Origin of the sequence: Sphingobium sp. MI1205 (genome assembly GCF_001563285.1) — a bacterium.
In the GTDB taxonomy this organism is placed as follows: domain Bacteria; phylum Pseudomonadota; class Alphaproteobacteria; order Sphingomonadales; family Sphingomonadaceae; genus Sphingobium.
Map to the genome: position 1 here is coordinate 314,915 of NZ_CP005188.1, position 25,684 is coordinate 340,598.

The window sequence follows — 25,684 nt, forward strand, 5'->3', positions numbered from 1 at the left end:
AGCATCTATGACGTCGCGGGCCAGATCCGCACCACCCTGATCGAATTGCAGGCGCAGGCCCGCATGGCGAACGCACAGGCAGACTGACGATGCGCAAGGCCGACAGCCTGCGGCAATGGCTCACCGCCTTTCTGCCGGATCTGAAAACCCATCCCGACCGCCTGCAGATCTATGTCGAGGGCGGGCAGATCAGCACGCGGCAGTCCCGCACGCTGTCATTCGCCTATGCCTATACGCTTAAGGTCGGCATCTGGGATTTCGCCGGTGACGCCGACACGATCATGGTGCCTATGCTGGCATGGATCGAGAAGGAGCAGCCCCAGCTGCTGCGCCGGTCCGATGCCCAGCCCTTTACCTTCGAGGCCGAACTGCTCGACAGCGAAGCGTCGGACATTCTGATCTCGATCGACCTGACTGAAACCGTCCTTGTCCTGCCCCGCGCCGATGGCAGCGGCTATGACGTCCAGCACCCGGCGGAACCGAATTTCTGCGATGCTTTTGACGGGGTGACAGCTTCCTTCCTGCAGGGCTTTGGCAACGCCGAACTGCTGGTTGAGACTGCCGATCCCGACGCTGATCTGACCCCAGCGATTCCGCCCGACGCATGAGCGAGGATCTTGCCGAGATCGAGCGCATTGCCGGGGCGCTGATCCGCAGCCTGTCATCAGGCCAGCGCCGCACCCTCATGCGCCGCATGGCCCGCACCATGGCCCAGAGCCAGCGCGAGCGCATCGCCGCCCAGCGCCAGCCTGACGGCTCGAAATTCGAGGCGCGCAAGGAAAAGGCCCCGCCGGTGTCGGGCCGGGGGGCGACATGCTTTCTCTATCCATCCGGCGGCGGTGGCGAGCCGCGCAAGGTCATCATGAATTCGTTCGCCTGGACGACGGGGCGCATGATGACAGGCTTCGACATTGAGGCTGGCGGGATCCGCTCATTCGAGTTCGACAAGGTTGTGAAATGGCTCCCGATCCCCGAAGAGCATCGCAACGCGGGGGGCAGCAGTCTTCGCCGCCGGGGCGGCCTGCGTCGCCGCGCCATGTTCCGGCGCTTGGCGAGTGGGCGATTCCTGCGCACCGGGGCGGATGATCAGGGCTTCTGGGTCGGCTTTTCCGGCAAGGTGTCGCAGATCGCAGGCGTTCACCAGTATGGCCTGCGCGACAAGCCATCGTTGCGCGCCAAGGCCGTGCCCTATCCCAAGCGTGAACTGCTCGGCGCGACGGCGGCGGACCGTGAGCAGCTGCTAGACATGCTCTATACTCAGTTAGCAGAAGTGTAATGCGTCTCAGATCGCCAAATGATCGCTCAGTGAGAGTTCTTGATGCATCGCATGCCAAGCTTGGAAACGAAGCTGGCTGATCTTGTTCCAGTGATCTTTCATCATTTGGGTGGCCGCCTTTAGGTCGCCCTTATGTCGCTGACCCATATCCTTCATATATTCCGTATCGGGTTGCGCGAGACATATCAAATCAACCATTTCGGCGAGCGGCTTGCTCGCGTTCTGTGAAAATACTCGCGATATTTCGTCACTCAATGAATACCATTCAGTGACTAAATCATCATCTATGTCCGCTCGATTATCCGATTGTCTGTCGGTAACTTCATACATGTTTAAGAATTCATCCAGCAGCTTCTTCCGCATGTGGTAAATATCGACGCGGAGTTGCCGTTCGGTCACTCTACGGGTGAATGCAAACTGCTCCCGGCTCAGCTTCCACACCATATAGGCGAAGACCACTTGCCCGACTGCGCCAAAAGCGGTGAAGAAATCGGTGAATGGGTTGCCCTTTTTTGTCGCGGTGACAACGGCAAGCATGATCATCAGGATCATTATCGCCCAAAAAGCGAAGGCGAATGCCGGCGGAATGGCCGCCGCTAGTAGTTTCTCATGCTTCCGGCTCCGCGGCCACTTTCCACAATCCCGTTTCATGAACTGCTATTGGCATGAGGCCGCAAGCAGGGGAAGCTGGCAGGTGGCCTGATGCAGCATTTGGATAGTGGCCTGTCCAAATACAGGGGCATAGCGCACTACTATCGCCTGCCCCGACATGGCCGACATGGCCGATGCTACCTTCACCGCTGTCGATCTGTCGCGCCTGCCCGCGCCCAGCATTATCGAGGCTCTCGATTTCGAGGCGATCTATGCTGATGCCGTCGCGCACATGCAGTCGATCATGCCGGGATTCGAGGCCCGCGACAGCGATCCAGCGTCGAAGCTGCTCCAGACCTTCGCCTATCTTGTCCAGCTGCACCGGCAGCGCGTCAATGACGCGGCTCGGGCTGTCATGCCCGCCTACGCCACCGGGGCCGATCTCGACAACATCGCCGCCCTGTTCGGCATTACCCGCTTCACCCTCGTTCCGGCTGACGAAGTGCTGGGCATCCCGGCGATTATGGAGAGCGATGCGGATTTCCGCCGCCGCATGGTGCTGGCGCCCGAGGGCTATTCGGTCGCCGGGCCAGAAGGTGCCTATGTCTTCCACGCGCTTTCAGCGGATGAGGACGTGCTGGACGCCAGCGCCATCAGCCCCGCTCCGGGGGAAGTGCTGGTGTCGGTTCTTTCGCGCACCGGATCGGGTGAAGCTTCGCCCGAGCTGCTCACGGCGGTCGATGCCTTCGTGTCAGATGAGACGCGCCGCCCGCTGACGGATTTCGTCACGGTCCAGTCGGCAGAGATCATAGAATATGCGGTCGTTGCGACGCTGACCACCTTCAGCGGCCCTGATGGCAGCGTTGTGCTTGCGACCGCGCAGGCGAGCCTTCTCGCCTATGTCGAGGCGAGCCATCGGCTTGGCCGCGACATCACCCGCTCGGGCCTGTTTGCCGCCCTCCATGTTGAGGGCGTGCAAAATGTCGTGCTGACCTCGCCTGCTGCCGACATCGTCGTTTCGCGCGTCCAGGCACCGCACTGCACCGGCATCACGGTCAATTACGCGGGCACGGGCGAATGACCTATCCGTCGATCTTGCCCCCTTCATCGACTGCGTTGGAAAAGGCGCTGGAGCAGACGGCTGCTCGCATCCTCGACTTTCCAGCGCCGGTGCGCGCGGTCTGGTCGCCCAACGATTGTCCGATCGAACTGCTGCCGTGGCTCGCATGGGGCCTGTCGCTCGACAACTGGTCTTCCGATTGGACGGAAGCAATCAAGCGCGAGCGCGTCCGCCGCGCTATCCCAATCGCCCGGCAGAAGGGCACCGCCGCGTCCGTGCGCGCCGTCGTCCAGAGCTTCGGCGGTTCCGTTGCAATCCGCGAATGGTGGCAGCAGGAGCCCAAGGGCGACCCGCACACCTTCAACCTTGTGATGAACCTTGAGCAGGACGGCGTGCCCGCCTCCGCTGCCTTCGTTGATCAGGTTATTGCGGAAGTCAGCCGCGCCAAGCCGGTGCGCAGCCACTTCACCTTCACGCAGGGCGTCACCGCAAAGGCCGGAATCGGCTTGGTCGCGGCGGTTCGCCCAACCATCTATGCCCGCCTTTCCTGCACTGCACCGGCGGCCTGACCGGAGGAATCATGGCTCTCACCATCATCGTCACCAATGCTGGCCGGGCTGCGCTGGTCAATGCCGCAAACACTGGAACCGCGCCTGTCACCATCGCACAAGTGGGCCTGTCGGGCACGGCTCTCGTGCCCTCTGCGACCGCGACCGCGCTTCCCGGCGAGTTCAAGCGGCTTGCCACCATATCCGGCGACGTGGTTGCCGACGACACCATCCACCTCATCGTTCGCGATGAAGGCACAGACGTCTTCACCGTGCGTAGCATCGGACTTTACCTCGCCGATGGCACTCTGTTCGCGATCTATGGGCAGGCCGCCGTGCTTGTCGAGAAATCTGCGCAGGCGATGATGCTCATCGCGATCGACGTAAAGTTCGAGGACGTGGCCGCCACGACACTCACTTTTGGCGACGCCAATTTCCTCAACCCTCCCGCGACGACGGAACAGATGGGCGTGGTGGAGCTGGCGACGCTCGCCGAGGCGATTGCAGGCATCGACACGACGCGCGTTCCCGCTGCGAAGATGATCAAAGATGCCGTCACTTCGTGGCTCGACAGCCGCTTCGGCGCAAACAATGCCAGCATCTGGCATCCGGGCAATGATGGTGCCGGATCAGGTCTGGACGCTGATCTGCTCGACGGGCAGCAGGGCAGCTATTACACCAACATTACCGCGCGCCTTGGCTACACTCCAGTCCAGCAAGGTACTGGTGTCGGACAGCTTGCAAACAGCATCAAGATGGGCTGGTCGGGCACGCGCCTCAAGGCCACGGTGGATAGTTCCGATCTCGGCAATCTTGTCTTTGATGGGCACATTACGGACGTCTGGCGGGCGTCGAACGACGGCGCGGGATCGGGACTTGATGCCGATCTGCTTGACGGTCAGCAGGCCACCTATTACACCGATATCACGGCGCGGCTTGGCTATACGCCGCTCAATTCCACTGCCTACACGGCGGAGGACGTCAAAACGAAACTGCTGACGGTGGACGGCGCAGGCAGCGGTTTCGATGCCGACCTGCTCGATGGGCAACACGGCAGCTATTATACGGCTATCACGGCGCGGCTTGGTTATACGCCCGTCGATGTCGCCGACTACACAGCGGCAGACGTAAAAACGAAACTGCTGACGGTCGATGGTGCTGGCAGCGGTTTCGACGCTGACCTGCTCGACGGGCAACAGGGCAGCTATTACACGAACATCACCGCGCGGCTTGGCTACACCCCGCTTGATGCCTCGGGCGATACGCTCACTGGCGACCTCACTCTCCTTTATGCCACGCCGACGATCAGCTTCCGCGCGTCCGGCTATATGACGGGGTTTATCCGCAACGACGGCAACATCCTTTATTTCCTGCGCGGAGCCGTCAACGCGACGACCTTCACCGCAGTCAACGGCACATGGCCGATGACCATCAACCTAGCGAATAATGAGGTGCGGGTAGGTGGCGAACTTTATGCCCGCAACGGAAATAAGGTCTGGGACGCTGGGAATGACGGCGCTGGCTCCGGCATGGACGCCGACTTGCTCGATGGCCAGCAGGGCAGCTACTACACGGACATCGCGGCTCGGCTCGGCTTCACGCCAGTCAGGCAGGGTGGCGGCGCAGGCCAAGGGACCAACATCATCCGGATCGGGTGGAGCGGTTCGCGTCTGAAAGCGCAGGTCGATGGTGTAGATCAGGGCAATATCGTCTTCGACGCGCAGTTTGGTGCCCAAAATCTTTCGTCCAACGGATATCAGGTGCTGCCCGGCGGCCTGATCCTCCAGTGGGGCAACGTCGTTGCTCCAGCGAACGGCATCAACGCCATCACCTTCCCGATCGCCTTCCCCACCGAGTGCCTCGCTGGCTTCGCCACCAACATGTCGGGCGCGGTGCCTTCCGCCTGGGCATCCGCCGGGAGCCAGTCTGCAACGGGCATGTCCGTGGGGCATGCCAGAGCGTCCCTTACAGCCGCCGCCGCCGGAACCGCCGCATTCTGGTGGGCCATCGGGAGATAACCAATGTCATTGTTCTTCGCGCCCTCGACCGGGGGATTTTACAAAGCTGAAATCCATGGCGACGCTATTCCGCCGGACGCCGTCGAGATAACAGCGGAGCAGCATGCCTCCCTTCTCGCCGGGCAGACCAATGGTTCCATCATTGTCGCGGATCAGGCTGGGCTTCCTACACTCGCCTCGCCGCCGCCGCCGTCCCCCGATCAGTTGATGATGTGGATGCGCGGCGAGCGCGACCAACTGCTGCGCGACAGCGATTTCACCCAGCTTCCTGACACTCCGATCGACCCGGCGCTGCGCGAAGAATGGCGGCTTTACCGTCAGGCGCTGCGCGATCTGCCGGAAGCGATCACAGATCCCGCCGCCATCAACTGGCCCATTCCTCCAGCATCATAGGATTGCAGAATGACCGACATTACGACCAAGATCGGAAAATACGATCCCGAGACCCGCTCGGTGCCCGTCACCTTCACGAGCGGTGAGATCGTCCACAAGCGCAGCGTCAATGCCGTGCTGAAGAATGACGGCAGCTACGATAGTGCAGGAACCAAGGCGCGCGTCGAGGACGTCGCAAGCGGAGTGGCGCACAAGATCGCTGCCGGTGTCATTACCGTTCCCGAGCCCCTCTCTGGGCCGCTTCCGTCTGAATGAAACAGTGGCGGCTATGAACGCCGCCGTTCCCCCTTTACGGAGGGGGCTTTGGATGTCCCCACATCCTCAAAGCCGCGAGCCTGCACTCGCACTCTCAAGGCAGCGCGCCTGCCTATTTCGAGTTCCCTCCGTGGCCGAGCCATGGAGGGACATCGTGCAGGAAATCCTACATGTCTACCCCTTTTGTTCTCGTTCGTCCTGTTTCGCCCGTCGCCGGTTATATCGGCGGAAAGCGCAACCTTTCCCGGCGGATATGCGCGATCATCGACGGCACGCCTCACAGCAGCTATGCGGAACCGTTCGTCGGCATGGGTGGCATCTTCCTGCGCCGTTCGCGCCGCCCGCGCGCCGAAGCGATCAACGATATTTCCGGCGACGTCGTGACGCTGTTCCGCTGCCTTGCCGAGCATTATCCCTATCTGATCGACATGCTGCGATTCCGCGTGGCGAGCCGCGCCGAGTTCGAGCGGCTGCTGGGGCAGGATCCTGACCGGCTGACGGATCTGCAGCGCGCCGTCCGCTTCCTCTATGTCCAGCGTCTCGCCTTCGGTGGCAAGGTGCGGGGACGTGGCTTCGGTGTCGATGCCGCGTCGCCCGCGCGCTTCGACGTCGGGAAGATCGAACCGCTGCTGGCGGACGTCCATGATCGGCTGCAATCCGTCGTCATCGAGCGCCTGCCCTATGCCGAGTTCATCCGCCGCTATGACCGGGACGGCGCGCTCTTCTATCTCGATCCGCCCTATTGGGCATGCGAGCGTGACTATGGTGCCGATGTTTTTAGCCGTGCCGACTTCGCCGCCCTGGCTGACCAGCTGGCGGGAATCAAGGGCCGCTTCCTCATGTCGCTGAACGACAATGAGGGCGTGCGGGACACATTCTCCCGCTTCACCATCGCCGCGATCGACACGACATACAGCGTCGGCGGCAAGCCGACCAAGGCTGGCGAAGTGCTGATCAGCAATTTCCCGCTGCCCGCGAACGACGGCTAAATATTTTCCCGCGCAACAATCGTGAGCCGTGTTGCGCGGGATCAACTCAATTATTGAGAAGGCTCAAAATGGGCTCGGGCCGGTGAAATCAATTCGGTGAGGCTTTCCCTGCTGGCCGAATTCGATCCATTTGGGCAGTCTGGACAAATATATATGCGCAGTCATTGCGCTGTTCACAGGATTGGAGAATGTCCGCCCAAAATAGCCGTTCTGTCGCCCTTCGCCACACATCATGGCGACCATGCCTCCAAGAACACCTTTAGGCCCGGGGCAGAATGCGGTCAGCAGATCCGCTTCTTTTTCGCTCACGACCGCGATGGAAGGCGTCCACGTGCCTGTTCGCGGCCACACTTCCAGCACAAAGCCATTATCCACCTTGTGCAGCTGATGCCCGAACACAAGAGGTTCTGCACCGCTCGCGCTCCTTGCTCCAGAGATGGAATCGCGAACCTGCTGCTGCCAGTCATTGCTGTGGAGATTGACGCAAAGGCGGGTCGCAAGGGCTGACGGCACCAGCAGAGGGTCGAATTCGCCAGAGAAGAGGCCGATGAGCGGAAAGGAGGATCCTCGCGTCCTGAGTGTCCGGTCGAGGGCATATGCCAGCTCCTCCTGACAGGGTTCACTCTTCAAGCTGTTTTCAGTCACGTAGATCGCCCAGGCACTGACCTCTGGACTGCGAATTGCTGCGTCGATCTGATCCCACAAGCGGCGACCCGCGAGCAGCTGCACCCGGTCATAGCTGACGTCTACGCCAACGCGCCGCAGTTCCGCAATGATGTGATCTACGTCATCCTGCTCATTGTCTTTCCACGCATATGTAAGCCACAGTTTGCTCATCTATATCTCTCCGGCTTGAGCGGCGAGAGCTAGTTGATCGTAGGAACTTGCGCAATGAGCCCGGCGCCCGACGAGCGAAGCCTGCGCCCTGCCAACGCCCTGCATTTGGATAGCTTTCTGTCCAAATGCAGGGGCGCGAAAGGATGGAGCGCGCGCGTCATGGTCCGCGCATGGCGAACACCCAAGATCCCGAACAGCAGGTCGGCGAGGCGATCCAGTATGGCGTCATTGCGTCCGTCGATTATGCCGATGCCACCTGCACCGTCACGCTGGGCGATCTGACCACCGGCAACCTGCCGTGGGTCGCCATGCGCGCGGGCGGGACACGCTACTGGTCGCCGCCCTCCGTGGATGAACAGTGCGTCGTGCTGGCCCCGGAAGGCGATCTGGAAAATGGGCTGGTCATTCTGGGCCTCTATTCCGACGCCAATCCACCGCCCTCCAATGACCCCAACATCGTCCAGATGGATTTCCCTGACGGTGCATCGATCAACTACAATCATGCCGCCCATGCCCTCGCCGTAACGCTTCCCGCAGGCGGCACGGCAACGATCGACGCTCCCGGCGGGATGACGATAAATGGCGATGTGACCGTCAACGGCACGGTGACCGCGACCACCGACGTCATCGGCGGCAGCAAGAGCCTCAAGGGCCACAAGCATAGCGGCGTGCAGGCGGGCGGTGCCCAGACCGGAGCGCCGGTCTGATGGCGGGCATGGCGCGAACCTCCGGGGCGGTGCTGGACGGCCTCGAACATATCAAGCAGTCGGTCACGGACATCCTATCGACACCTGTCGGCACGCGAGCAGGCCGCCGGGAATATGGCTCCCTGCTGCCGGAACTGATCGACCAGCCCATGACCCCGGCAAACATCCTGCGGGTCTACGCGGCGTCGGCGGTGGCGATCTCCCGCAACGAAGACCGGCTGCGCCTGCGCCGGGTCAGCCTCGCCGCCGGGGAGCGTCCCGGAGCGGCCACCATCATCATCGACGGCGATCGAACCGACACCGCCGCCGCGAATGCCCGCACTCGCCTCGTCCTGCCCCTCTCTCTTTAGCCCAAGGAGCCTGTCATGCCCTTCAAACATGGTATCACCGTTACCGAGATCGACACCGGCGCTCGCACGCTGACCGCCGTTTCCACCGCCATTATCGGCTTGGTTGCCACGGCTTCCGATGCCGACGCCGCCGTCTTTCCCCTCGACCGTCCCGCGCTGATCACGGACATTGAGACGGCGATCGGCGATGCGGGCGTGGATGGCACGCTGGCGAACGCCCTGCGCGCCATTGCCGACCAGACCCGCCCCGTCGTCGTCGTGGTTCGCGTCGAGGAAGGCGCGGATGCTGCCGAGACTGCCAGCAATGTTATCGGCACCACCGATGCCAACGGCCAGAAGACCGGCATGCAGGCGCTGCTGGCCGCGCAGGCGCAGCTGGGCGTCAAGCCGAAGATCCTCGGCACCCCCGGCCTCGAAACGCAGGCGGTTACCACGGCGCTGGCTGTGGTGGCGCAGAAGCTGCGCGGCTTCGCCTATGCCCGCGCGATCGGCGAGACGGTCGCAGCCGCCATCCTCTACCGCGCCAATTTCAGCGCGCGCGAACTGATGCTGCTGATGCCCGACTTCCTCGCCTGGGACACGGCCGCCAGCGCCAACGTCACCAGCTATGCCGCCGCCCGCGCCATGGGGCTGCGCGCCCTGATCGACACCCAGACCGGCCCGCACAAGACGCTCTCGAACGTCGCGGTGCAGGGCGTCGTCGGCCTGACCAAAGATATCCATTGGGATATTGAGGATGCGGCCAGCGAAGCCGGGCTGCTCAACGCCAAGGAAGTGACCGCCCTTGTCCGCACCGACACCGGCTATCGCTTCTGGGGCAACCGCACCACGGCAGAAGCGGAAAGCCTGTTCGCCTTCGAAAGCACCGTCCGAGTCGCGCAGCTGCTGGCCGACACGATCGTCAGCGGCATGATGTGGGCGATCGACAAGCCGCTGACCCCCGCGCTCGCCAAGGACATCATCGAGACCATCAACGGCTTCTTCCGCCAGTTGAAAGCGCAGGGCATCATTCTCGGCGCGAATGCATGGTTCGATGAGGCGAACAACAGCACGGCCAGCCTCAAGGCGGGCAAGCTGCGCATCGACTATGACTACACCGTGCCGCCGCCGCTGGAAGATCTGGGCTTCAACCAGCGCATCACGGACAGCTACTTCGCCGATTTTGCGAGCCAGCTGGCCGAGACGGTCTGATCCCGCCCCTTTCACCCCTTCAATCATAGGAGCCAGCGATGGGACTGCCCCGCACCCTCAAGAACATGAACCTCTACAATGAAGGCATCGGCTACGGCAGTGAGGTCAACACCGTCACGCTGCCGACCCTGACCCGGAAGCTGGAAGAATATCGCGGCGGCGGCATGAACGCCCCGCTCCAGCTGGACATGGGGATGGAGGCGATGGAACTGTCGTTCAGCGGCCCCGGCCCGCTGCGGGACGTCCTGCAGCAGTGGGGCGTCAACACGGTGGACGGCGTCTATCTTCGCTTCACCGGCAGCTACCAGAAGGACGACAGCGCGGCGATCGACACCGTCGAGGTCATCGTTCGCGGTCGCTATTCCGAGATCGAGATGGGCGATCAGGAAATGGGCGAAGTCGGCGAGTTCGCCGCCACCATGGCGCTGGCCTATTACAAGCTGGTCTGGAACGGGCGGACGGAAATCGAGATCGACCCCATCAACATGGTCGAGATCGTGGGCGGCGTGGACCGCACCGCCGAACTGCGCGCCGCTGCTGGCATGTTCTGATTGCTGCGGCCCGGCGCGCGTCGTCGGGCCGTCCTTCCCTGAAATCTGAGAGAGAGTATCATGAGCGAACCCAACGCCCCCGTTTTCCGCACCGTCACGCTCGACACGCCGATCGTGCGCGGTGAAACCACGATAGAGGAACTGCAGCTGCGCAAGCCACGTTCCGGCGAACTGCGCGGCCTGTCGCTGGTCGATCTGGGCCAGCTGAAGGTGGACAGCCTCACCAAGATCCTACCGCGCATCACCGTGCCCCCGCTGACCGAAGCGGAAGTCGGCAATATGGAACCGGCGGACCTGCTGGCCTGCGGTGCGGAGATCGGCAGTTTTTTGCTGCAGAGGTCGCAACGTGCGGCTGTCCTCGATCAGTAGATGACGCGATGGCGGACGTGGCGATCATCTTCCATTGGTCGCCCGCCGTCATGGACAGCATGGACCTGTCCGAACTGATGGGCTGGCGCGAACAGGCCGCCCGTCGATCGAAATCCCCTGACAAGCCCGGAAAGCGATAATGGCGGACAAGAATCTTCGGCTGCAGATCATCCTTGAGGCGCTGGACAAGGTCACATCGCCCCTGAAATCCATCACTGGCGCGTCGTCCGCCGCGCGCCGGGATCTGGCGAAGACGCAGGATGAACTAAAGGCGCTTGGCGCCCTGCAAAAGCAGGTCGGCAGCTACAAGTCCGCGGAATCGCGCTTCGCCAACGACACGCGCCAATATCAGGAACAGCAGGCGAAGCTGGCGCAGCTGCGCGCCCAGCTGGAGGCGACGGAAAAGCCGACGAAGAAGCTACGCATGGAATTTGAGCGGGCGGAAAAACAGTCCGCGCAGCTGGCGGCGCGCCTCGATCAAGGTGGCGCGGAACTGCAGCAGCTGTCGGCCAAGCTCTCCGCCGCCGGTGTCGATGTCATGGATCTGGCCGGGCATGAGGATCGCCTCGCCAATCGCACTGCCGAAGCGAACCGCGCGCTCAAGCAACAGACGGCGCAGCTGGAGAAGGTCGCCCAGGCCAACCGCAACTCCGAAAAGCTGAATGAGGTCAGCCAGAAGGCGACGGGCATGGGCCTCGGCATGGTCGCCGCTGGCACCGCCGCCGGTGCGCCGATCGTCATGGCGACCAAACAGGCGATGACGCTGGAAAGCGCCATGGCCGACGTCCGCAAAGTGGTCGATTTCCCCACGCCCGAAGCCTTCAACAAGATGTCCGACGACATTTTGGAGATGAGTACGCGGATCCCGATGGCCGCCGAAGGCATCGCGCAGATCGTCGCCGCCGCTGGCCGCGCCAATGTCCCGCGCGAGGAACTGATGCGCTTCGCCGAAGATGCGGCGAAAATGGGCGTTGCGTTTGACAGCACCGCCGAAGATGCGGGCAACACCATGGCGAAATGGCGCACCGCCTTCGGCTTGCCGCAGGATGGCGTGGTGGCGCTGGCCGACCAGATCAACGCCCTGACCAACAGCTTTGGCGGCAACGTCGGCGCTGTGACGGACATGGTGACGCGCATCGGCCCGCTGGGTAAGGTGGGCGGCCTCGCTGCGGCCCAGATCGCGTCCATGAGCCAAGTCCTGTCCAGCGTGGGCGTGGAATCGGAGATCGGCGCGACTGGCATCAAGAACATGATGCTGGCGCTCACCAAGGGCACGTCGGCCACGAAATCGCAGCAGGGCGCGTTCAAGGCGCTCGGGCTAGACGCGGTGCAGATGTCCAAGGACATGCAGAAGGATGCCGGGGGCGCGATTACTAATGTCCTTGAACGGATCCAGAAGCTGCCGAAAGAGGCGCAGGCCGGGATGCTGACCGAACTATTCGGATCCGAAAGCGTCGCCGCCATTGCGCCCATGCTGACCAGCCTCGACCAGCTGAAAACGAATTTCGCGCTGGTCGGCGACAGAAGCCAATATGCTGGCTCCATGAACAAGGAATTCCTGTCGGCCATCGCCACCACGGAAGGGGCGACCGGCTTGGCGGGCAACGCCCTGTCGGCGCTCAACATCACCATGGGCCAGTTCCTGCTGCCCACCATCGTCAAAGTGTCGGGCTACGTCCAGAAAGCCGCTGTCGGGGTGCGAGGATGGGCACAGGAGCATCCCGTGCTGGCCAAGGGTATCATGATCTTCATGGGGGCGGGGGCTGCGCTGCTGATCCTGCTCGGCGGCCTCGCGCTGGCTTTCGCCGCCTTGACCGCCGCCGCCGCGCCGCTGGGCATCGCGCTCGGGCCATTGCTGCTGATCGTCGCCGCCATCGCGGCGGTCGCCGCTGCCGCCTATCTGATCTACGACAATTGGGGCGCGATCTCGGCATGGTTCGGCGGCCTGTGGGAAGGTATCAAAGCCATGGTCAGCGGGGCGATCGACTTCCTGATCAATGCCTTCCTGACCTTCCACCCGCTCGGATTGCTCATCCGCGCCTTCATGCCCGCGCTGGCCTATCTCCAGTCGCTGAATTTTACCGAGATCGGCCGCAATTTGATCCAAGGGCTGATCAACGGCGTCGTGGGGATGTTGGGCGCGCTCAAATCCACCATCGTCGGCGCGGCCAGTTCCGTCGCCAACTGGTTCAAGTCGAAGCTGGGCATCCATTCGCCCTCCCGCGTCTTCGCCGGGCTGGGCGGGTTCGTCATGGCCGGGCTGGATCAGGGCCTCGCCAGCAACACCGGTGGTCCGCTCGATCGTATTGCCGAACTGTCGGACCGTATGACGAAGGGCTTTTCCGCCAGCCCTGTGATTCCGCGCATCATGGACCTGTCGGGGCAGATGGCGAGTGCGATCGGCGTGGGCACCGCTGGGGCGGCGATGGCCGTCGCGTCTCCTGCTGCGGCTCAACAGCCCGGCAGCAGCCCTGCCGCTGCTGCCGTGCAGAACCACTACACCATTCAAGTCACCGTGACAGGCGGCGCGCAGGGGCAGGAAATCGCCGATCAGGTCCGCGAAGCGATCGAGCAGATCGAGCGCGAGCGGCGCGGGCGCGGCTTCGGCGATCAATAAGGAGGGCACCACATGCATTTGATGGCGCTGGGCATGTTCCTGTTCGAGATCGGAACGCTGGCCTATGATGAAATGCAGCGGAAGACGGACTGGCAACATGCCCGATCCCAGCGCGTCGGCGCGCGGGACGCAACGCAATTCACCGGCGTCGGCGATGAGACGATCAGCCTTTCGGGGGCAGTCTATGCCGAGATCGCGGACGGGCGCGTCTCGCTCGATGACCTGCGCAGCATGGCGGACGACGGCGAGGCGCTGCCCTTGGTCGATGGCAGCGGCACGGTCTATGGTAATTTCGTCATCACAGCGCTGGATGAGCGCCATGCCTTCCTCATGTCCGATGGCCGCGCGCGCCGGATCGATTTCGGCATAGATCTGCTGCGCGTGGATGATCCGGCGACGGCAAATAATGCCCAGGCGTCGGCATGAGCGAGAAGATCAACAATATCGCGGACTGGCGCGTGACGCTCGACGGCAAGGATCTGTCGGACCGGCTGCGCCCGCGCCTCGTATCCCTTTCCCTATCCGAAAAGCGCGGCGATGAAGCCGACCAGCTGGATATAGTGCTCAACGACACGGACGGCATGCTGGGGATCCCAAAGGAAGGCGCGGTGCTGAAGGTGCAGCTGGGCTGGAAACAGGGTGCGGACGTTGCCACCGGCCTGATCGATAAGGGCAGTTTCAAGGTGGACGACGTGTCGCACAGCGGCCCGCCCGATCAGATCACGATCAAAGCCCGCGCCGCCGACTTCACCAGCAAGATCCGCAACCGGCGCGAGCAGAGCTGGAAGAACACGACGCTGGGCGCGGTGCTGAAAGACGTCGCGGGCAGGAACGGCCTGACGCTGAAAGTCGCATCGGACCTTTCCTCGATCGCGCTGCCTTCGATCAGTCAGAGCCGGGAAAGCGACATCGCCTTCCTCAAACGCCTTGGCCGCGAGCATGATGCCGTGGCAACCATCAAGGACAAGCATCTGATCTTCGCGCGAAAAGGCGCGGGCACCACGACCAGCGGCAAGGCGCTGCCAACCCTGACGATTCGCCGCACCGATGGCGACCGTCACAACTGGCAGCGACAGAAGCGGGATGGGCAGGAGGGAGTATCCGCCAGCTGGCATGACAAGAAGGGCGCGAAGCGTAAGACGTTCACGGTCGGCAAGGAAGACGGCGCGAAGAAGCTGCGCAAGGTCTATCCCGACGAGGCATCGGCGAAGCGTGCGGCAATAGCAGAACGGGACCGGCTCAAGCGGGCACCGGCCACCTTTGACATGAAGCTGGCGCTGGGCCGCGCCGACGCCATCCCCGAAGCCCGCGTGAAGGTCAGCGGCTACAAGGATGAGATCGACGCCACCACATGGCTGATTTCAGAAGTAACGCACCGGCTCGACAAGTCGGGCGGCTTCACGACCGATGTGAAGATGGAAACGGCTCCCTGATCAGATGAGGAAGCCGCCGAACGCGAGGAAACCTAAAATCCAGAGCGGGATCCAAATCCACAGGCTGTCGCTCTCGTAGTTCCAAAGGCGCGACAATCTTGGCTTCATCGGGCGGCCTTGGCGCAAAACAGCCTGTTGGTCCGCTCATTGTCAGCGCAATAGTCAGCCACCGCTTGGCGAGCAGCAACCCTTACATAAACGTCATCAGCGAATTCAAGCAGGCCTTGCGGGGCGATGTTCTCGTACTGCACCGCCCGCAGATCAGCTGGCTTAATCTCGAACTGCAGCACTTTGCTGCGCGATTCCTTGCCGTACTGATCCACCAACGGTGCGGTGAACCAGAAATCAATTCGGTCCACGCTTTGGGGAATGTCGCTGGCGCCAGCCTTGATTGCCTTTCCGGCGGCTTCCACGACCATCGCAGCTTGCACAGGCAAGTCCGACCCGTCCCAACCCTGTTGCAGGTCCACCTTGACGCTGGCGAACTTCGTCTCTGCGTAAGCATTGACCTCTGCAATCTGATCATTTGAAGCGGCGACGGTGCCTGCCGGTGCGGCCTTCCTCTTTGCCTGGGCGATATCAGCGGCGGCCTTCGGCGCTGGCATCACTGCGGCTGTCAGAATGAAAAGCGCGAACGCGATGCCGACGCCACCAAGCGCGCGCTTCCGCGTCCCCAATCCAACCTTTGGCAGGGGACGCACCAAGGCGATAATGGATGCAACAAGTACGATCAGGCACGCCATCAGCGTGCAGAAGGCTGCGAAATCTCTCATTTTTCCCCCGTTCAGAGCCTAATCGTCAGGCCAGATTTCATCTGGATAGAAGCCCGTGTCGGCCCCGTCATCCATACATCCATCTTCCTCGCTGGCGGTGGCAGGAAGGACCGGGCTTTCACCGTCGAAAGCCACGCGGATCCACGCACCGGATGATGAGACCTGCTGGAAGATCGCCTGCACTTCGCGGCATTGTTCCAGCAGCTGGGAAATGCGGCCGCATCGTTCCGCCGTTAGATAACCTATCTGCACCCCACGGTTCGAAACCACCGCCACGGCGCGCGCGTCGGCCTTGTTATGCGGCTCTGGGCGCAACTCGACCCGCTCGCCGGGTACGCAGAGCAGGATTTCGCGGCGGCGGTCAGATCCGTCGCTGTTCGGGAATCGTGCGCCGACAACCGCCAGCGACATAGCGGGCAGGCGGCCCACTGGTGTGACCATTAGAGCCTCTTCACCACCGCGATCACGCGACCGACGATGAACAATTCGCCGTCAGCGGCGATCTCGTCCCGCACCAGCTGATTGTCCGAACTGATCCGCATGCTGCCATCAGGCAGGGCGCGCAGCCGCTTGATGATCCCCAACCCGGCGAACACCCCCGCCCAGATCTTGTCGCCCATCTCCGGCGTAGTTTGCGATCGGTCGATGATGACCACGTCCCTGTCGTGGATGGTCGGCATCATCGAATCACCGATACCTGTCGCGCTGCAGAGCAGATGCGGCGGTGTCGTGGTGAACTGGCTGAGCCAGCTGCGGGAAAATTTCACCTTTTCGACGTCGATATCTGTCGTGTCGAGAAAGCTGCCGCCCATGCCGTAGGACAGGTTGATGTTGTCGATCTCGACAGTGTCGCCGTCGTCATCGGCTACGTCGCCGGGAGCCACGATCACCACGCGCGCAGATGGGGCATCATCGTCCGTCTCGCCCACCAGATATTCCGGCGAGGTCTTTAGCGCACGCGCCAATTCAAGGATTTTCCCGGTTTCCCGCGTCTCACCGGAGATCAGGCGGCCCACGGAAGGTTGGGAAATGCCGATCTCGCGCGCCAGTGCCGATTGGCTGGTGCGTCGATCCTGAATGAGCCAGTCGAGCCGGGAACCAATGATATCAGCCATGCGCTGCTGCCTATACGAAAATGAATAGCCAGACACCCAACGAATACGTTGACAAGGGGCTATTCAGTTCCGTATAGGTCTATTCATGGATGAAGACCTAACCCCTTACGAAGCGCTCGTTTTGTGCCGCGACCGCGCGGGCAGCGATAGCCAGATGGCCCGCGACCTGCTGGTCTCGCAGCCGAAGGTCTGGCGCTGGATCAACCAGTCGAAGCTGCTGCCCGCTGAGTATGTCCTCGCTGCAGAGGGCCTTTACGGCGTGTCACGTCATCACTTGCGCCCCGACATTTACCCGGCTTCCCTGACCGTCGCGCCAGAAGATCCCGGCGAGGAATGTGGCCCAATTCTATCCGGTCGCGGCCTGCACGTCGCTTGCGATCGGAAGCCGAAAACGCAACGGAAGGATGTCGCCTGATGTCCTTCGCTAAGAATGTGCAGGCCCGCCTGCTGAACGCCCTTTACGACGCCGCTCACCCGATGAGCGTCACGGAATTGGAAACCCAGCTGCGCGTCACGCGCCGCGATCTTTGGTCCGCAGTCCGCGCCCAGGCAGTGCTTGGCAATGTGCGGAAGGGCCAACCCCTCGAACTCACCGCAGCAGCCCGCGCCGCCATAGCAGCAGGCCGGGCCGCGCACCCGGCGGCAGTCGCCGCCTGACCTGAAATTGGTTGGGCGAGGCTCGCACCCCCGCCCAACCGATCCGCTTGAAAGGACCAAACGGAATGCATTCCTTCGAGACACAGGCGATCGGGCGCAATGCGCCATCGCAGTCTGATCGCGCAGACCGCCCTGAAAACGGGATAGCCGACGCCGCGCGCGCCGAACATTCGGGCAAATGCCCATCATCCATTTGCCCCAGCGATACCGCGCAGACCTATTCGCTCCGGGGCCGCTTTGCCGCGCGCCACACCTTTGTCGTGCCCGAAGGGCTGACCATCCGCGACGAACCGGCCCCCGCGCCGCAGCTGCCGCGCTGGTATAGCCTCGCCGCCTTCCTCATCATGAGCAGCGCCACGATCTTCGCCCTGTGCGCCATCGGGAGGCCGGGAGCATGAAGGTGCAGGCCATGGCGAGCGCGTTGCGCGTCACTCTCACCCTGCGCGAAGCCCGCGCATTGCAGCAGCTTGCGACCGCAGGCGCGGAAGCCTTGAACTTCATGGTGCCGGATCAGACCGACGAACTGACAGCCATGCTCGACATTGGCATCCACGATCTCGCAACTAAGCAGGCAGAGGCCCGACTGCGGCGAAAGGCCAAGACAGAGCGGCCTCAATTCCGCCCTATGATCAATGCCGACATCGACGGCTTCACGATCTGCGCTGAGTTGGGCGACTGGATCGATATTAGCCGCGTCCCCGACTATTATGTGTGGGCAGAAGTCACCCCAGAGCGGGAAGGCGGGCAGCATGAAATCCGCCGCAATGCTTGGCGAATCCTTGTGCTCAACCCCGATCGCAACGGCCCCCTGCATCTTGCGAGCGGATGCACGCAGACCGAGCGCAAGGATGAAGTCGGTACGCTGGCTCGCAAGCTGGTCGCCGACATGATCGGCGAGAGGATTGCCGCATGACAAAGGTCCGCGCTCCTCTCACCTTTTCGCTCGCCATCACCACGGCTGTCGGCCTCATTGGCTGGGATCAGGCGGCCAAGATCACCCGGCGGTCAAAGCGCGCGGTGCGGTATTGGAGCGAGAGCGACAAGGCCAGCATGCCGACGCTCGATCAGGCCATCGCCCTCGATCGCGCCTTCATGGAAGCGGGCGGCAACTATGCCCCCATTCTCGAAAGCTATGCGCGGCAGTTGGACGTCGCGCTCTCGAACACATTGGCCTGTCGAGCGGCGCTGGCCGACGACATCGCCCAGGCATCCCTGGAATCGGCGGGTGCGATCAGCAGCAGCATCCATGCGATGCAGCATGGCGCGTCGCCGACTGAAATCCATCACGCCATCAAAGAGACCGAGGAAGCGAGCGGCGCTTACAGCCGCCTGCTGACCCGTCTCAGGTCATTCCTGCCCGGCAACGGTGCTGCGCAGGGTAAACTGGGGGAAAGCTGAATGTCGGGTCTGCCACATGTCACTTGTCCGGCCTGCGGGGGCCGTGCCCATTCTCGGGCTGTGGGCAAAATTAGCACGCTCTTTCGGGAGCTTTATTATCGCTGCCGCAATCCCGATGCCTGCGGGCATGAATTTGTTGTCGAGATGGTTGCGGTGCGCAGCACGAAGGCAAGCCGCTTTCCCAGCCCGCTGGCCGTGCTGCCAATGACCACATGGCACGCCGCCGCGAACGACCGCGCCGATAATGATAACGGTCCGCCGAGCGAGCCCGCCAATGCCGTAGCCATTCCGACTTAACCGCTCGGCCTAGCCGACACGATCCCGACGAACAGAACCCAGCCCGGCGCGCCCCGCCGCCGGGAACGGTCCCTTATTGCCTGAGAACCTGTCCCCATGCGTGAAGACATACTGCGCGAAGTCACAGCCCGCCTGACCAAAGACTATAATCTCCGCGAGCGTGGCGGCTTCCTGCGCGAGGGGAAGTGCCCCCAATGTAACGACAAAAAGGCGCTGTGGACGCCCGCAGGCCATCCTTGGGTGCTTCGCTGTGGCCGCGTCGAGAAATGCGGATGGGAAGGCGAAACCAAATCGCTCTACCCGGAAATTTTCGATGATTGGTCGAAGCGTTACAAGGCGACCAAGCAGAACCCCAACGCCGCCGCCGACGCCTATCTGATCGCCGCGCGCGGCCTCGACATCGCGCCGCTCAAGGGCGCCTACAGCCAAGAATGGTATCAGGATCCCGAATTGAATATCGGGTCCGCGACCGTGCGATTCCCGATGCCCGGCGGCGGCTATTGGCAGCGACTGATAGATCAGGCGCACCGCTTCGGCGACAAGAAGGCCACCTTTTCCTATGGCGGCGGCTATCGCGGGCAGGTCTGGACCTATCCCGGCGACACCATCGAAACGCTGGCCCGCGCCAAGGAAATCTGGATCGCGGAAGGCATATTCGACGCCATTGCCCTGCGGCAGAACGACATCGTCGCCGTCTCGGCCATGTCCTGCAACAACTATCCCAAGCAGTTTCTGGCCGATCTGCGCAAAGCCATTGGCGACGATCCCGAAGCCGGGGCCGGTCCGCGCCTGATCTTCGCTTATGATCAGGGCGCTGCCGGTGTCGACTATACGATCTCGCATGTCGCCGAAGCCCGCAAGGCTGGGTGGAGCGCGGGCGCAGCGCAGGTCAAGATGGATGGCGAGGGCGAGAAGCGGGACTGGAACGACCTGCACCAAGCTGATCGGCTCAAGGCCAACCATATCGAGGAATATCTCTGGGCGGGCGACGTCACGATCGCGGGCAGCGCCGATGAAAAGGCATTCCTGATCTACAAGCGGTTCAAGACAGCCTCTTTCCCCCTGATCTTTAACCAGCGGCAGCTGTGGGCGTCCTTTTCTCTGGAGCGGATCGAAAGCATCCTTGAAGGGCTGCGCGAAACCGATCCGACCATCGCATCCCTGCCGTATCAGGATCAGTGGGAGCAGGCCGCGCGACAGGCCGCCGACATCACGGAATTGGCGAACTGCACCTTCCGCACCCTGTATTTCCAGAAGGACGCCCACATTGAAGAGGGCGCATATTTTCTCCGCATAGATTTCCCCCGCATGAAGGGACAGCCGCGCCGCGAGCCGGTGAAGGCTACCTTTTCCGGCGCGAACCTGTCCGCCGGTGCCGAGTTCAAGAAGCGGCTGTCATCGGTCGCCCCCGGCGCGCAGTGGACCGGCGCGACCGGCCATCTGGACAAGTTGATGCAGCGCCAATGGGCCAGCATCCGCATGGTCGAGGCGATCCAGTTCACCGGCTATTCCATCGACCATGAAGCCTATCTGCTGGGCGACATCGGCGTCAGCAACGGCAAGGTCGAGAAGGTCAACAAGGACGATTATTTCGTCTTCTCGCGCAAGGCGGTGAAGCTGCGCACGGCGGACCGCCTGTTGAAGATCAACTATGACGCGGACCGCCTCAATCTCGAATGGCTGCAGCCGGTCTATGAGGCTTGGGGGCCGAAGGGCTATGTCGTCCTGACATTCTGGGTGCTGTCGCTCTTTGCCGAGCAGGTCCGCGCCGCGCAGGATTCCCTTGGCTTTCTCGAAGTGACCGGCCCTCCCGGCACCGGCAAATCCACGCTGATCGCCTTCCTGTGGAAGCTGATGGGCCGCGTCGGCAACTATGAAGGCTTCGACCCGACCAAAGCCACCAATGCCGGTATCTCCCGCACCTTGGGACAGGTGGGCAATCTGCCGGTTGTGCTGATCGAGGGCGACCGCAATCAGGACACGCCGCACAGCCGCCGCTTTGAATGGGACGAACTGAAAACGGCCTATAACGGGCGCGCGGTCCGCACCCGCGCCATCGCCAACGGCGGCATGGAGACGTTCGAGCCGCCTTTCCGGGGCGCGATTGCCATTGTGCAGAACGATCCGGTCGAGGCGTCCCCGGCGATGCGCGAGCGCATCATGGGCCTGACGATCGATAAGGCGGGCTGGGGCGAGCACACCCGCGAGGCGGCTGAGAAGGTGGCGCGGATCGACCGCGACGACGTGTCGGGCTTCATCGTCCATATCGTCCGCAAAGAGGCGGAAATCCTCAAATGCTACCGGGAGCGGTTCGCCCAGCACCGGGACGCGATGCTGAAACAGCGCGGGATCCGCAACAACCGCTTGGCGCTGAACCATGCCCAGCTGGCCGCGATGTTCGACGCCATGCAGATCGTGGTCAACAAAATCCCGAAAGCCGCGGCTGATGCCACGCACGATTTCATCCGGGAAATGCTGACAGATCGGCAGCGCCTGGTCGAACATGATCATCCCCATGTCGAGCTATTCTGGGAGCGCTTCGATTGGATTGCGGCGCAGGAATCCGACACGACGGACCGCCCCATTGATCACAGCCGCACCAACGACGTCTTTGCGATCAACCTTGTCCAGTTCGAGCAGAAATGCGGCGATCTGCGGCTATCTCTCCCCCCGATGAATGAACTCAAACGACTGCTGAAATCCAGCAAGGCGCGGAAGTTCATCGCTCACAAGCCGGTCAATTCCCGCACCGGAAAGACCGTCAACTGCTGGGTCTTCAACCGGCCCGACAACACCCCCACCGCATGAACAGGAAGGCAATCATGCAGGCTCAATCTGTAGAATCCCACGCGCCCCTAATGCGCATGGCCGCCGTGCCCGATGGCAAGGGCGGCGTCGTCCACAAGCTAGTCCCTGCCACGGTAGAGCCGGTCCGCAAGGGCAAGAAAAAGCGGCACGTTCCCGATCCGATCAAGGCCAATCCCGACGCCGCCGCCCAGCAGCTGCGCCAGCTGATCGAGCGGATAGAGAATATCGACGCCGAGATCCTTGGCCTGCTGGATGACCGAAACGACGTCTATCAGGAGGCGAAAGCCACCGGCTACAGCAAGAAGGCCATGCGCGACATCATCGCGCGCCGGAAGAAAGACCCGAACGCCCTGCAGGAAGAGCAGGCGATCCTCGACACCTACCTGACCGCGCTGGGGATGGAATGACCATGCGCCGCCGGTCCCACCCCGCAATTCATCCCATCGGCTGCGCCTGTGATTCCTGCGCGCCCGGTGGATCCAGCAACCGGCGCACCGGACTGGCGATCAAGGGCGCAATCCGGGCGCTTTTCCTGATCGCTGCCCTGTTCGCCATCCCCTTCATCATCGCCCACGCACTGGCCAGCGCCAAGGGAGAAAACCGTTGAACATGATCCCCACCTTCGCCCGCTTTACCTTCATCTGTGCTGACTGCGGCACCCAGCACAACAGCCCGACGCAGGACGTTCCCAAGGGCTGGGCACTAGTCGCCATGGACTGCTCCGGTGCGCCCTTCGTCCGCTGCCCCGACTGCGCCGCCAGCGTCGATCAGGCCCAGCATGATCGCATGACGGACTTCATGACCAACATGCATCCGCCACAGCCCGCGCCGCCCAGCAGGCTGACGCTGGACGAACATACGGCCCTGACCTTCTTGGCTGAGGGCGCACGCGCCATGACGTGGCCGATCGCCAACGCCTGCGGCCTGATCGCCGGAGGGCGCTGCCTTCCTCAAGCGCGCAATATGCTGCGCCGTCTCGAACGCTGGGTCCTGATCGCACGGAACAAGGTGATGGGTCATCACACCAGCTGGTCGATCACTGACGCGGGCAGGAAGGCGGTGCAGCCATGACAGCCGCGCCGTGGACCATGACCACGGATGAGCATTGGTCGGCGATCGTTGCGGTTTGCGAAAGCCGCGATGCCTCATGGGCCGAAGAGATCCGCAAGGCGGGCAATGGCGATAAACGCTGGCGGCTGACAGAGGCCCGCAACGCCGATATGGCGCAGTGGCATATCCTCGCCGTGCTGATCGCTCGCAAGTTGGGGATCCCGACACTGATCCGCGAGGAACTAACCGGCGTTGGCCGGCCACCCAATCCGACCGATCGGGAGGGCTGGCTCGGCATCGTCGCCACCGCCCGCCGCGCGCTCGACAAGGCCGTCGATGGCACCCCGCATTATCGCAACCTCTACGCCATTTGGCGCTGGGCGCACCTTTACGTGCAGGTCTGGGCAATCCCTCTGCTCGAACTCCGTGCCGCCGCCTTTGAACAAAGGGACGCAGCGTGATCGCATACGCTTCCAGAACTAACACCCGGCGAAACGTCGCCGAGATCAAAGCGGCGAATTGGCGCTGGATGGTCTCGCCTTTCGACCGTGGCGGTCCGATTCTTGCGGGATTGAGCCATGCCGTGGACTGCGGTGCTTGGGCAACCTTCCAGGCATTCCAACGTGGCGAGCGTGTAACACCGCTTCCCGACTTGCGTCGCTTCATGGCCACAGTACAGCGCTACGGTCCCGGTGCCGATTTCATCGTTGTTCCAGACATCGTTTTGGGAGGAGACCTCAGCTGGCATCTGACCCGGGCTTGGCTCCGCCGGCTGCGGCGCTATTCTTCGATCCGGCGCGTCCGCCTGATGATCGCGGTGCAAAACGGGTTTGATCCTGCCTTCGTTGAGCCGTTCCTTTCATCGCGCGTCGGCGTTTTCGTCGGCGGTGACACAGAATGGAAACTGGCAACGATGGGAGAGTGGGCAAGGGTGGCCCACCGGAAAGGTGGCATCTGCCATGTCGGGCGGGTGAACACGGCGAAGCGGATTGCGCTGTGCGGCAAGGCTCTGGTGGACAGCTTCGATGGGACATCGGCAACGAAGTTCGCCGTGACCACCCGCCCTCTGGAAAGAGCGCGCTATGCTGCAGTTCTGGAGCGTGCCCAGATCGACATAGAGCAATACTTAGAAAGGATGGCAGCATGAGCGGTCCGATCCTTTTGACACCGGCGGAGGCGGCCCAGCGCCTCCATGTCAGCGACAAGACCTTGCGCCGCATCCGACAGCAAGGTCATATCCGTTACGTCGCCATCACAGAGCGCAAGATTCGTTACCGCCCGGAAGACTGCGACGCCTATGTGGCGGCCCGCGTCCGCGAGGATCATCAATGTCCGTCTACAAGCCGAAAAACTCGACCATCTACCTCTTCGACTTCCAACATCGTGGTCGGCGATTTCACGGCTCGACGGGCCAGAAAACGAAGCGCGAAGCGGAAAGGGTAGAGGCGCGAAAGCGGGCAGAGGCCGCGCTCGACATCAAAACTCGCAAGCCGATAACGATGGATGAGGCCGCTGGGCTCTACGAGACGAAGTTGCGCAAGGAGGGCCGCTGGAGCGCATCGTCTGAGACTTGGCTGGACAATTTCGTGAATGCCATCGGCCCCCGCACATTCATGTCCGACGTCGATCACACGGACGTCGGCACTTACTTCCGGCAGCGCGCCGCGCTGATCGAAGGCTCCAGTGTAAATCGAGAGATCGATGTCGCCCGCGCTTTCTGGCGCGCGACCGAACGGGCGCGCTATGACGTCGGCGAAATGCCGGACTGGGGCGCGATGCGCTACGCAGTGAAGGAGCATGACCCGCGCGAACTGCAATTCGATGAAGAAGACCGGCTGCTCTCGACAATCCGCGAAGATTACCAGCCATTCGTCAAGTTCGCCCTGCTGTCAGGCTGGCGCGTCTCGGAAGTTCGGACCCTCCTGTGGTCCGATCTCGACGTGCCCGCCAAGGTGGCGTGGCGAACAGTGAAGGGCGGCAATCGTATCAAGCGCCCGCTCACCACGGACATGATCGTCCTCATAGCGACGCAGCCGCAGGCATGCCCGCAGGTCTTCACCTATGAATGCCAGCAGAGCCGCCAGAAGCGCCGCAAGGGGCAACGCTACCCGATTTCCAAGGATGGCTGGCGGAAGGTTTGGGGCGAGGCTCTGACCGCCGCCGAGATCGATAATTTCCGCTTTCACGATCTGCGCCACACGCGCGGGACGCGCATCCTGCGCCAGACCGGCAATTTGGCCGCCGCGCAGAAAGCCCTAGCACACAAGAATATCCGCACCACGTTGCGCTATGCTCATGCGTTTGATGATGACGTGCGCAAGGCGCTGGAGGCGTCGGAGTCCCGAATTATTCCCGAAGTGGTTGCGACGGAGACGAAGAAAAGCGCCTAAATACAAGGCGA

The 25,684-nt window shown here is 62.5% G+C and carries 36 protein-coding genes; 31 read left to right on the top strand and 5 right to left on the bottom strand.

What is annotated here, in order from left to right; all coding sequences use genetic code 11:
• The first annotated feature begins 89 nt into the window (after positions 1-89).
• Together K663_RS01550 and K663_RS01555 are read left to right on the top strand one after the other, a co-directional pair.
• Positions 90-608: a phage tail protein gene (locus K663_RS01550; RefSeq protein ID WP_062113311.1), complete on the top strand. Its 519-nt coding sequence runs from the start codon at positions 90-92 to the stop codon at positions 606-608.
• Positions 605-1,276 (top strand): phage virion morphogenesis protein, encoded by a 672-nt coding sequence (locus K663_RS01555; protein WP_062113314.1) that lies wholly within the window; start codon positions 605-607, stop codon positions 1,274-1,276. The genes K663_RS01550 and K663_RS01555 overlap by 4 nt, the downstream gene beginning before the upstream one ends.
• Before the next feature lie 6 nt (positions 1,277-1,282).
• Here the strand turns inward: K663_RS01555 and K663_RS01560 are convergent, their stop codons facing one another.
• Positions 1,283-1,828, bottom strand: coding sequence for a hypothetical protein (locus tag K663_RS01560; protein WP_145902191.1), 546 nt, complete (start codon positions 1,826-1,828; stop codon positions 1,283-1,285).
• Positions 1,829-2,054: 226 nt separating this feature from the next.
• On the opposite strand from K663_RS01560, the gene K663_RS01565 reads away from it, so the two are divergent.
• The 6 genes from K663_RS01565 to K663_RS01590 all read left to right on the top strand — a co-directional run bounded on the left by K663_RS01565 (position 2,055) and on the right by K663_RS01590 (position 7,130).
• A complete protein-coding gene (locus K663_RS01565) occupies positions 2,055-2,948 on the top strand; it encodes a baseplate assembly protein (protein WP_062120149.1) in 894 nt (297 codons plus the stop codon).
• A complete protein-coding gene (locus tag K663_RS01570) occupies positions 2,945-3,496 on the top strand; it encodes a phage tail protein I (RefSeq protein ID WP_062113322.1) in 552 nt (183 codons plus the stop codon). Before K663_RS01565 ends, K663_RS01570 begins: the two co-directional genes overlap by 4 nt.
• Before the next feature lie 11 nt (positions 3,497-3,507).
• Positions 3,508-5,493 (top strand): gp53-like domain-containing protein, encoded by a 1,986-nt coding sequence (locus K663_RS01575; RefSeq protein WP_062113325.1) that lies wholly within the window; start codon positions 3,508-3,510, stop codon positions 5,491-5,493.
• 3 nt (positions 5,494-5,496) lie between these two features.
• Positions 5,497-5,886: a tail fiber assembly protein gene (locus tag K663_RS01580; protein ID WP_062113328.1), complete on the top strand. Its 390-nt coding sequence runs from the start codon at positions 5,497-5,499 to the stop codon at positions 5,884-5,886.
• Between the two features lie 9 nt (positions 5,887-5,895).
• Entirely contained in the window at positions 5,896-6,141 is a 246-nt protein-coding gene (locus K663_RS01585) for a hypothetical protein (RefSeq protein WP_062113331.1), read from the top strand.
• A gap of 170 nt (positions 6,142-6,311) precedes the next feature.
• Entirely contained in the window at positions 6,312-7,130 is an 819-nt protein-coding gene (locus K663_RS01590; protein WP_062113334.1) for a DNA adenine methylase, read from the top strand.
• 63 nt (positions 7,131-7,193) lie between these two features.
• On the opposite strand, the gene K663_RS01595 is transcribed toward K663_RS01590, so the two are convergent.
• The gene (locus tag K663_RS01595) at positions 7,194-7,967 is read right to left on the bottom strand and encodes a toll/interleukin-1 receptor domain-containing protein (protein ID WP_062113336.1); all 774 of its coding nucleotides are present in this window, start codon (positions 7,965-7,967) and stop codon (positions 7,194-7,196) included.
• Positions 7,968-8,137: 170 nt separating this feature from the next.
• Between K663_RS01595 and K663_RS01600 the strand changes: the two genes are divergently transcribed.
• Genes K663_RS01600 through K663_RS01640 form a run of 9 tightly spaced genes read left to right on the top strand, consistent with a single transcriptional unit; the run spans position 8,138 to position 15,185 of the window.
• A complete protein-coding gene (locus K663_RS01600) occupies positions 8,138-8,674 on the top strand; it encodes a phage baseplate assembly protein V (protein WP_062120152.1) in 537 nt (178 codons plus the stop codon).
• Positions 8,675-8,682: 8 nt separating this feature from the next.
• Entirely contained in the window at positions 8,683-9,024 is a 342-nt protein-coding gene (locus tag K663_RS01605; RefSeq protein WP_335339080.1) for a GPW/gp25 family protein, read from the top strand.
• Positions 9,025-9,039: 15 nt separating this feature from the next.
• Positions 9,040-10,215, top strand: coding sequence for a phage tail sheath subtilisin-like domain-containing protein (locus tag K663_RS01610; RefSeq protein ID WP_062113343.1), 1,176 nt, complete (start codon positions 9,040-9,042; stop codon positions 10,213-10,215).
• A gap of 38 nt (positions 10,216-10,253) precedes the next feature.
• Positions 10,254-10,766, top strand: coding sequence for a phage major tail tube protein (locus K663_RS01615; protein ID WP_062113346.1), 513 nt, complete (start codon positions 10,254-10,256; stop codon positions 10,764-10,766).
• Between the two features lie 60 nt (positions 10,767-10,826).
• A complete protein-coding gene (locus tag K663_RS01620) occupies positions 10,827-11,135 on the top strand; it encodes a phage tail assembly protein (protein WP_062113349.1) in 309 nt (102 codons plus the stop codon).
• 8 nt (positions 11,136-11,143) lie between these two features.
• Positions 11,144-11,275, top strand: coding sequence for a GpE family phage tail protein (locus K663_RS01625; RefSeq protein ID WP_062113351.1), 132 nt, complete (start codon positions 11,144-11,146; stop codon positions 11,273-11,275).
• Positions 11,275-13,752 (top strand): phage tail tape measure protein, encoded by a 2,478-nt coding sequence (locus K663_RS01630; RefSeq protein ID WP_062113355.1) that lies wholly within the window; start codon positions 11,275-11,277, stop codon positions 13,750-13,752. The genes K663_RS01625 and K663_RS01630 overlap by 1 nt, the downstream gene beginning before the upstream one ends.
• Positions 13,753-13,764: 12 nt before the next feature.
• On the top strand, positions 13,765-14,178 hold the full coding sequence (locus K663_RS01635; RefSeq protein WP_062113357.1) for a phage tail protein: 414 nt from the start codon (positions 13,765-13,767) through the stop codon (positions 14,176-14,178).
• Positions 14,175-15,185: a contractile injection system protein, VgrG/Pvc8 family gene (locus K663_RS01640; protein ID WP_083535792.1), complete on the top strand. Its 1,011-nt coding sequence runs from the start codon at positions 14,175-14,177 to the stop codon at positions 15,183-15,185. Before K663_RS01635 ends, K663_RS01640 begins: the two co-directional genes overlap by 4 nt.
• A gap of 104 nt (positions 15,186-15,289) precedes the next feature.
• Here the strand turns inward: K663_RS01640 and K663_RS01645 are convergent, their stop codons facing one another.
• Genes K663_RS01645 through K663_RS23095 form a run of 3 tightly spaced genes read right to left on the bottom strand, consistent with a single transcriptional unit; the run spans position 15,290 to position 17,073 of the window.
• Complete coding sequence (locus K663_RS01645; protein WP_145902192.1) at positions 15,290-15,928, bottom strand: hypothetical protein; 639 nt, start codon at positions 15,926-15,928, stop codon at positions 15,290-15,292.
• A gap of 48 nt (positions 15,929-15,976) precedes the next feature.
• Positions 15,977-16,399 (bottom strand): HIRAN domain-containing protein, encoded by a 423-nt coding sequence (locus tag K663_RS01650; RefSeq protein ID WP_083535793.1) that lies wholly within the window; start codon positions 16,397-16,399, stop codon positions 15,977-15,979.
• On the bottom strand, positions 16,399-17,073 hold the full coding sequence (locus K663_RS23095) for an XRE family transcriptional regulator (RefSeq protein WP_062113362.1): 675 nt from the start codon (positions 17,071-17,073) through the stop codon (positions 16,399-16,401). The genes K663_RS01650 and K663_RS23095 overlap by 1 nt, the downstream gene beginning before the upstream one ends.
• A gap of 85 nt (positions 17,074-17,158) precedes the next feature.
• On the opposite strand from K663_RS23095, the gene K663_RS22980 reads away from it, so the two are divergent.
• The 14 genes from K663_RS22980 to K663_RS01720 all read left to right on the top strand — a co-directional run bounded on the left by K663_RS22980 (position 17,159) and on the right by K663_RS01720 (position 25,673).
• Entirely contained in the window at positions 17,159-17,488 is a 330-nt protein-coding gene (locus tag K663_RS22980) for a YdaS family helix-turn-helix protein (protein ID WP_063619022.1), read from the top strand.
• Positions 17,488-17,730: a hypothetical protein gene (locus tag K663_RS01665; protein ID WP_062113363.1), complete on the top strand. Its 243-nt coding sequence runs from the start codon at positions 17,488-17,490 to the stop codon at positions 17,728-17,730. The genes K663_RS22980 and K663_RS01665 overlap by 1 nt, the downstream gene beginning before the upstream one ends.
• A 65-nt stretch (positions 17,731-17,795) precedes the next feature.
• Positions 17,796-18,128 carry a hypothetical protein gene (locus K663_RS01670; RefSeq protein ID WP_062113365.1) on the top strand — a complete coding sequence of 111 codons (333 nt, stop codon included), beginning with the start codon at positions 17,796-17,798 and terminating at the stop codon, positions 18,126-18,128.
• Positions 18,125-18,643 (top strand): hypothetical protein, encoded by a 519-nt coding sequence (locus K663_RS01675; protein WP_062113367.1) that lies wholly within the window; start codon positions 18,125-18,127, stop codon positions 18,641-18,643. Before K663_RS01670 ends, K663_RS01675 begins: the two co-directional genes overlap by 4 nt.
• Entirely contained in the window at positions 18,640-19,128 is a 489-nt protein-coding gene (locus K663_RS01680) for a hypothetical protein (RefSeq protein ID WP_062113370.1), read from the top strand. Before K663_RS01675 ends, K663_RS01680 begins: the two co-directional genes overlap by 4 nt.
• Complete coding sequence (locus tag K663_RS25185; RefSeq protein WP_083535794.1) at positions 19,129-19,425, top strand: ogr/Delta-like zinc finger family protein; 297 nt, start codon at positions 19,129-19,131, stop codon at positions 19,423-19,425.
• A gap of 96 nt (positions 19,426-19,521) precedes the next feature.
• A complete protein-coding gene (locus K663_RS01690) occupies positions 19,522-22,233 on the top strand; it encodes a toprim domain-containing protein (RefSeq protein ID WP_062113377.1) in 2,712 nt (903 codons plus the stop codon).
• A 14-nt stretch (positions 22,234-22,247) separates the two neighbouring features.
• A complete protein-coding gene (locus tag K663_RS01695) occupies positions 22,248-22,640 on the top strand; it encodes a DUF2312 domain-containing protein (RefSeq protein ID WP_235589485.1) in 393 nt (130 codons plus the stop codon).
• A gap of 2 nt (positions 22,641-22,642) precedes the next feature.
• On the top strand, positions 22,643-22,840 hold the full coding sequence (locus tag K663_RS01700) for a hypothetical protein (RefSeq protein WP_235589486.1): 198 nt from the start codon (positions 22,643-22,645) through the stop codon (positions 22,838-22,840).
• On the top strand, positions 22,837-23,304 hold the full coding sequence (locus K663_RS01705) for a hypothetical protein (RefSeq protein ID WP_145902193.1): 468 nt from the start codon (positions 22,837-22,839) through the stop codon (positions 23,302-23,304). The genes K663_RS01700 and K663_RS01705 overlap by 4 nt, the downstream gene beginning before the upstream one ends.
• The gene (locus K663_RS01710; protein ID WP_145902194.1) at positions 23,301-23,744 is read left to right on the top strand and encodes a hypothetical protein; all 444 of its coding nucleotides are present in this window, start codon (positions 23,301-23,303) and stop codon (positions 23,742-23,744) included. Before K663_RS01705 ends, K663_RS01710 begins: the two co-directional genes overlap by 4 nt.
• Entirely contained in the window at positions 23,741-24,430 is a 690-nt protein-coding gene (locus K663_RS24240; RefSeq protein WP_062113390.1) for a hypothetical protein, read from the top strand. Before K663_RS01710 ends, K663_RS24240 begins: the two co-directional genes overlap by 4 nt.
• A complete protein-coding gene (locus K663_RS25190; protein WP_158511138.1) occupies positions 24,427-24,726 on the top strand; it encodes a helix-turn-helix domain-containing protein in 300 nt (99 codons plus the stop codon). The genes K663_RS24240 and K663_RS25190 overlap by 4 nt, the downstream gene beginning before the upstream one ends.
• Positions 24,612-25,673 (top strand): tyrosine-type recombinase/integrase, encoded by a 1,062-nt coding sequence (locus K663_RS01720; protein WP_062113394.1) that lies wholly within the window; start codon positions 24,612-24,614, stop codon positions 25,671-25,673. The genes K663_RS25190 and K663_RS01720 overlap by 115 nt, the downstream gene beginning before the upstream one ends.
• Positions 25,674-25,684: the final 11 nt, after the last annotated feature.

Bases quoted from the DNA above. Each gene is read 5' to 3' on its own strand.
- K663_RS01550 (WP_062113311.1), top strand. From the start codon at position 90: ATGCGCAAGGCCGACAGCCTGCGGCAATGGCTCACCGCCTTTCTGCCG.
- K663_RS01555 (WP_062113314.1), top strand. From the start codon at position 605: ATGAGCGAGGATCTTGCCGAGATCGAGCGCATTGCCGGGGCGCTGATC.
- K663_RS01560 (WP_145902191.1), bottom strand. From the start codon at position 1,828: ATGATCCTGATGATCATGCTTGCCGTTGTCACCGCGACAAAAAAGGGC.
- K663_RS01565 (WP_062120149.1), top strand. From the start codon at position 2,055: ATGGCCGATGCTACCTTCACCGCTGTCGATCTGTCGCGCCTGCCCGCG.
- K663_RS01570 (WP_062113322.1), top strand. From the start codon at position 2,945: ATGACCTATCCGTCGATCTTGCCCCCTTCATCGACTGCGTTGGAAAAG.
- K663_RS01575 (WP_062113325.1), top strand. From the start codon at position 3,508: ATGGCTCTCACCATCATCGTCACCAATGCTGGCCGGGCTGCGCTGGTC.
- K663_RS01580 (WP_062113328.1), top strand. From the start codon at position 5,497: ATGTCATTGTTCTTCGCGCCCTCGACCGGGGGATTTTACAAAGCTGAA.
- K663_RS01585 (WP_062113331.1), top strand. From the start codon at position 5,896: ATGACCGACATTACGACCAAGATCGGAAAATACGATCCCGAGACCCGC.
- K663_RS01590 (WP_062113334.1), top strand. From the start codon at position 6,312: ATGTCTACCCCTTTTGTTCTCGTTCGTCCTGTTTCGCCCGTCGCCGGT.
- K663_RS01595 (WP_062113336.1), bottom strand. From the start codon at position 7,967: ATGAGCAAACTGTGGCTTACATATGCGTGGAAAGACAATGAGCAGGAT.
- K663_RS01600 (WP_062120152.1), top strand. From the start codon at position 8,138: ATGGCGAACACCCAAGATCCCGAACAGCAGGTCGGCGAGGCGATCCAG.
- K663_RS01605 (WP_335339080.1), top strand. From the start codon at position 8,683: ATGGCGCGAACCTCCGGGGCGGTGCTGGACGGCCTCGAACATATCAAG.
- K663_RS01610 (WP_062113343.1), top strand. From the start codon at position 9,040: ATGCCCTTCAAACATGGTATCACCGTTACCGAGATCGACACCGGCGCT.
- K663_RS01615 (WP_062113346.1), top strand. From the start codon at position 10,254: ATGGGACTGCCCCGCACCCTCAAGAACATGAACCTCTACAATGAAGGC.
- K663_RS01620 (WP_062113349.1), top strand. From the start codon at position 10,827: ATGAGCGAACCCAACGCCCCCGTTTTCCGCACCGTCACGCTCGACACG.
- K663_RS01625 (WP_062113351.1), top strand. From the start codon at position 11,144: ATGGCGGACGTGGCGATCATCTTCCATTGGTCGCCCGCCGTCATGGAC.
- K663_RS01630 (WP_062113355.1), top strand. From the start codon at position 11,275: ATGGCGGACAAGAATCTTCGGCTGCAGATCATCCTTGAGGCGCTGGAC.
- K663_RS01635 (WP_062113357.1), top strand. From the start codon at position 13,765: ATGCATTTGATGGCGCTGGGCATGTTCCTGTTCGAGATCGGAACGCTG.
- K663_RS01640 (WP_083535792.1), top strand. From the start codon at position 14,175: ATGAGCGAGAAGATCAACAATATCGCGGACTGGCGCGTGACGCTCGAC.
- K663_RS01645 (WP_145902192.1), bottom strand. From the start codon at position 15,928: ATGGCGTGCCTGATCGTACTTGTTGCATCCATTATCGCCTTGGTGCGT.
- K663_RS01650 (WP_083535793.1), bottom strand. From the start codon at position 16,399: ATGGTCACACCAGTGGGCCGCCTGCCCGCTATGTCGCTGGCGGTTGTC.
- K663_RS23095 (WP_062113362.1), bottom strand. From the start codon at position 17,073: ATGGCTGATATCATTGGTTCCCGGCTCGACTGGCTCATTCAGGATCGA.
- K663_RS22980 (WP_063619022.1), top strand. From the start codon at position 17,159: ATGGATGAAGACCTAACCCCTTACGAAGCGCTCGTTTTGTGCCGCGAC.
- K663_RS01665 (WP_062113363.1), top strand. From the start codon at position 17,488: ATGTCCTTCGCTAAGAATGTGCAGGCCCGCCTGCTGAACGCCCTTTAC.
- K663_RS01670 (WP_062113365.1), top strand. From the start codon at position 17,796: ATGCATTCCTTCGAGACACAGGCGATCGGGCGCAATGCGCCATCGCAG.
- K663_RS01675 (WP_062113367.1), top strand. From the start codon at position 18,125: ATGAAGGTGCAGGCCATGGCGAGCGCGTTGCGCGTCACTCTCACCCTG.
- K663_RS01680 (WP_062113370.1), top strand. From the start codon at position 18,640: ATGACAAAGGTCCGCGCTCCTCTCACCTTTTCGCTCGCCATCACCACG.
- K663_RS25185 (WP_083535794.1), top strand. From the start codon at position 19,129: ATGTCGGGTCTGCCACATGTCACTTGTCCGGCCTGCGGGGGCCGTGCC.
- K663_RS01690 (WP_062113377.1), top strand. From the start codon at position 19,522: ATGCGTGAAGACATACTGCGCGAAGTCACAGCCCGCCTGACCAAAGAC.
- K663_RS01695 (WP_235589485.1), top strand. From the start codon at position 22,248: ATGCAGGCTCAATCTGTAGAATCCCACGCGCCCCTAATGCGCATGGCC.
- K663_RS01700 (WP_235589486.1), top strand. From the start codon at position 22,643: ATGCGCCGCCGGTCCCACCCCGCAATTCATCCCATCGGCTGCGCCTGT.
- K663_RS01710 (WP_145902194.1), top strand. From the start codon at position 23,301: ATGACAGCCGCGCCGTGGACCATGACCACGGATGAGCATTGGTCGGCG.
- K663_RS25190 (WP_158511138.1), top strand. From the start codon at position 24,427: ATGAGCGGTCCGATCCTTTTGACACCGGCGGAGGCGGCCCAGCGCCTC.
- K663_RS01720 (WP_062113394.1), top strand. From the start codon at position 24,612: ATGTCCGTCTACAAGCCGAAAAACTCGACCATCTACCTCTTCGACTTC.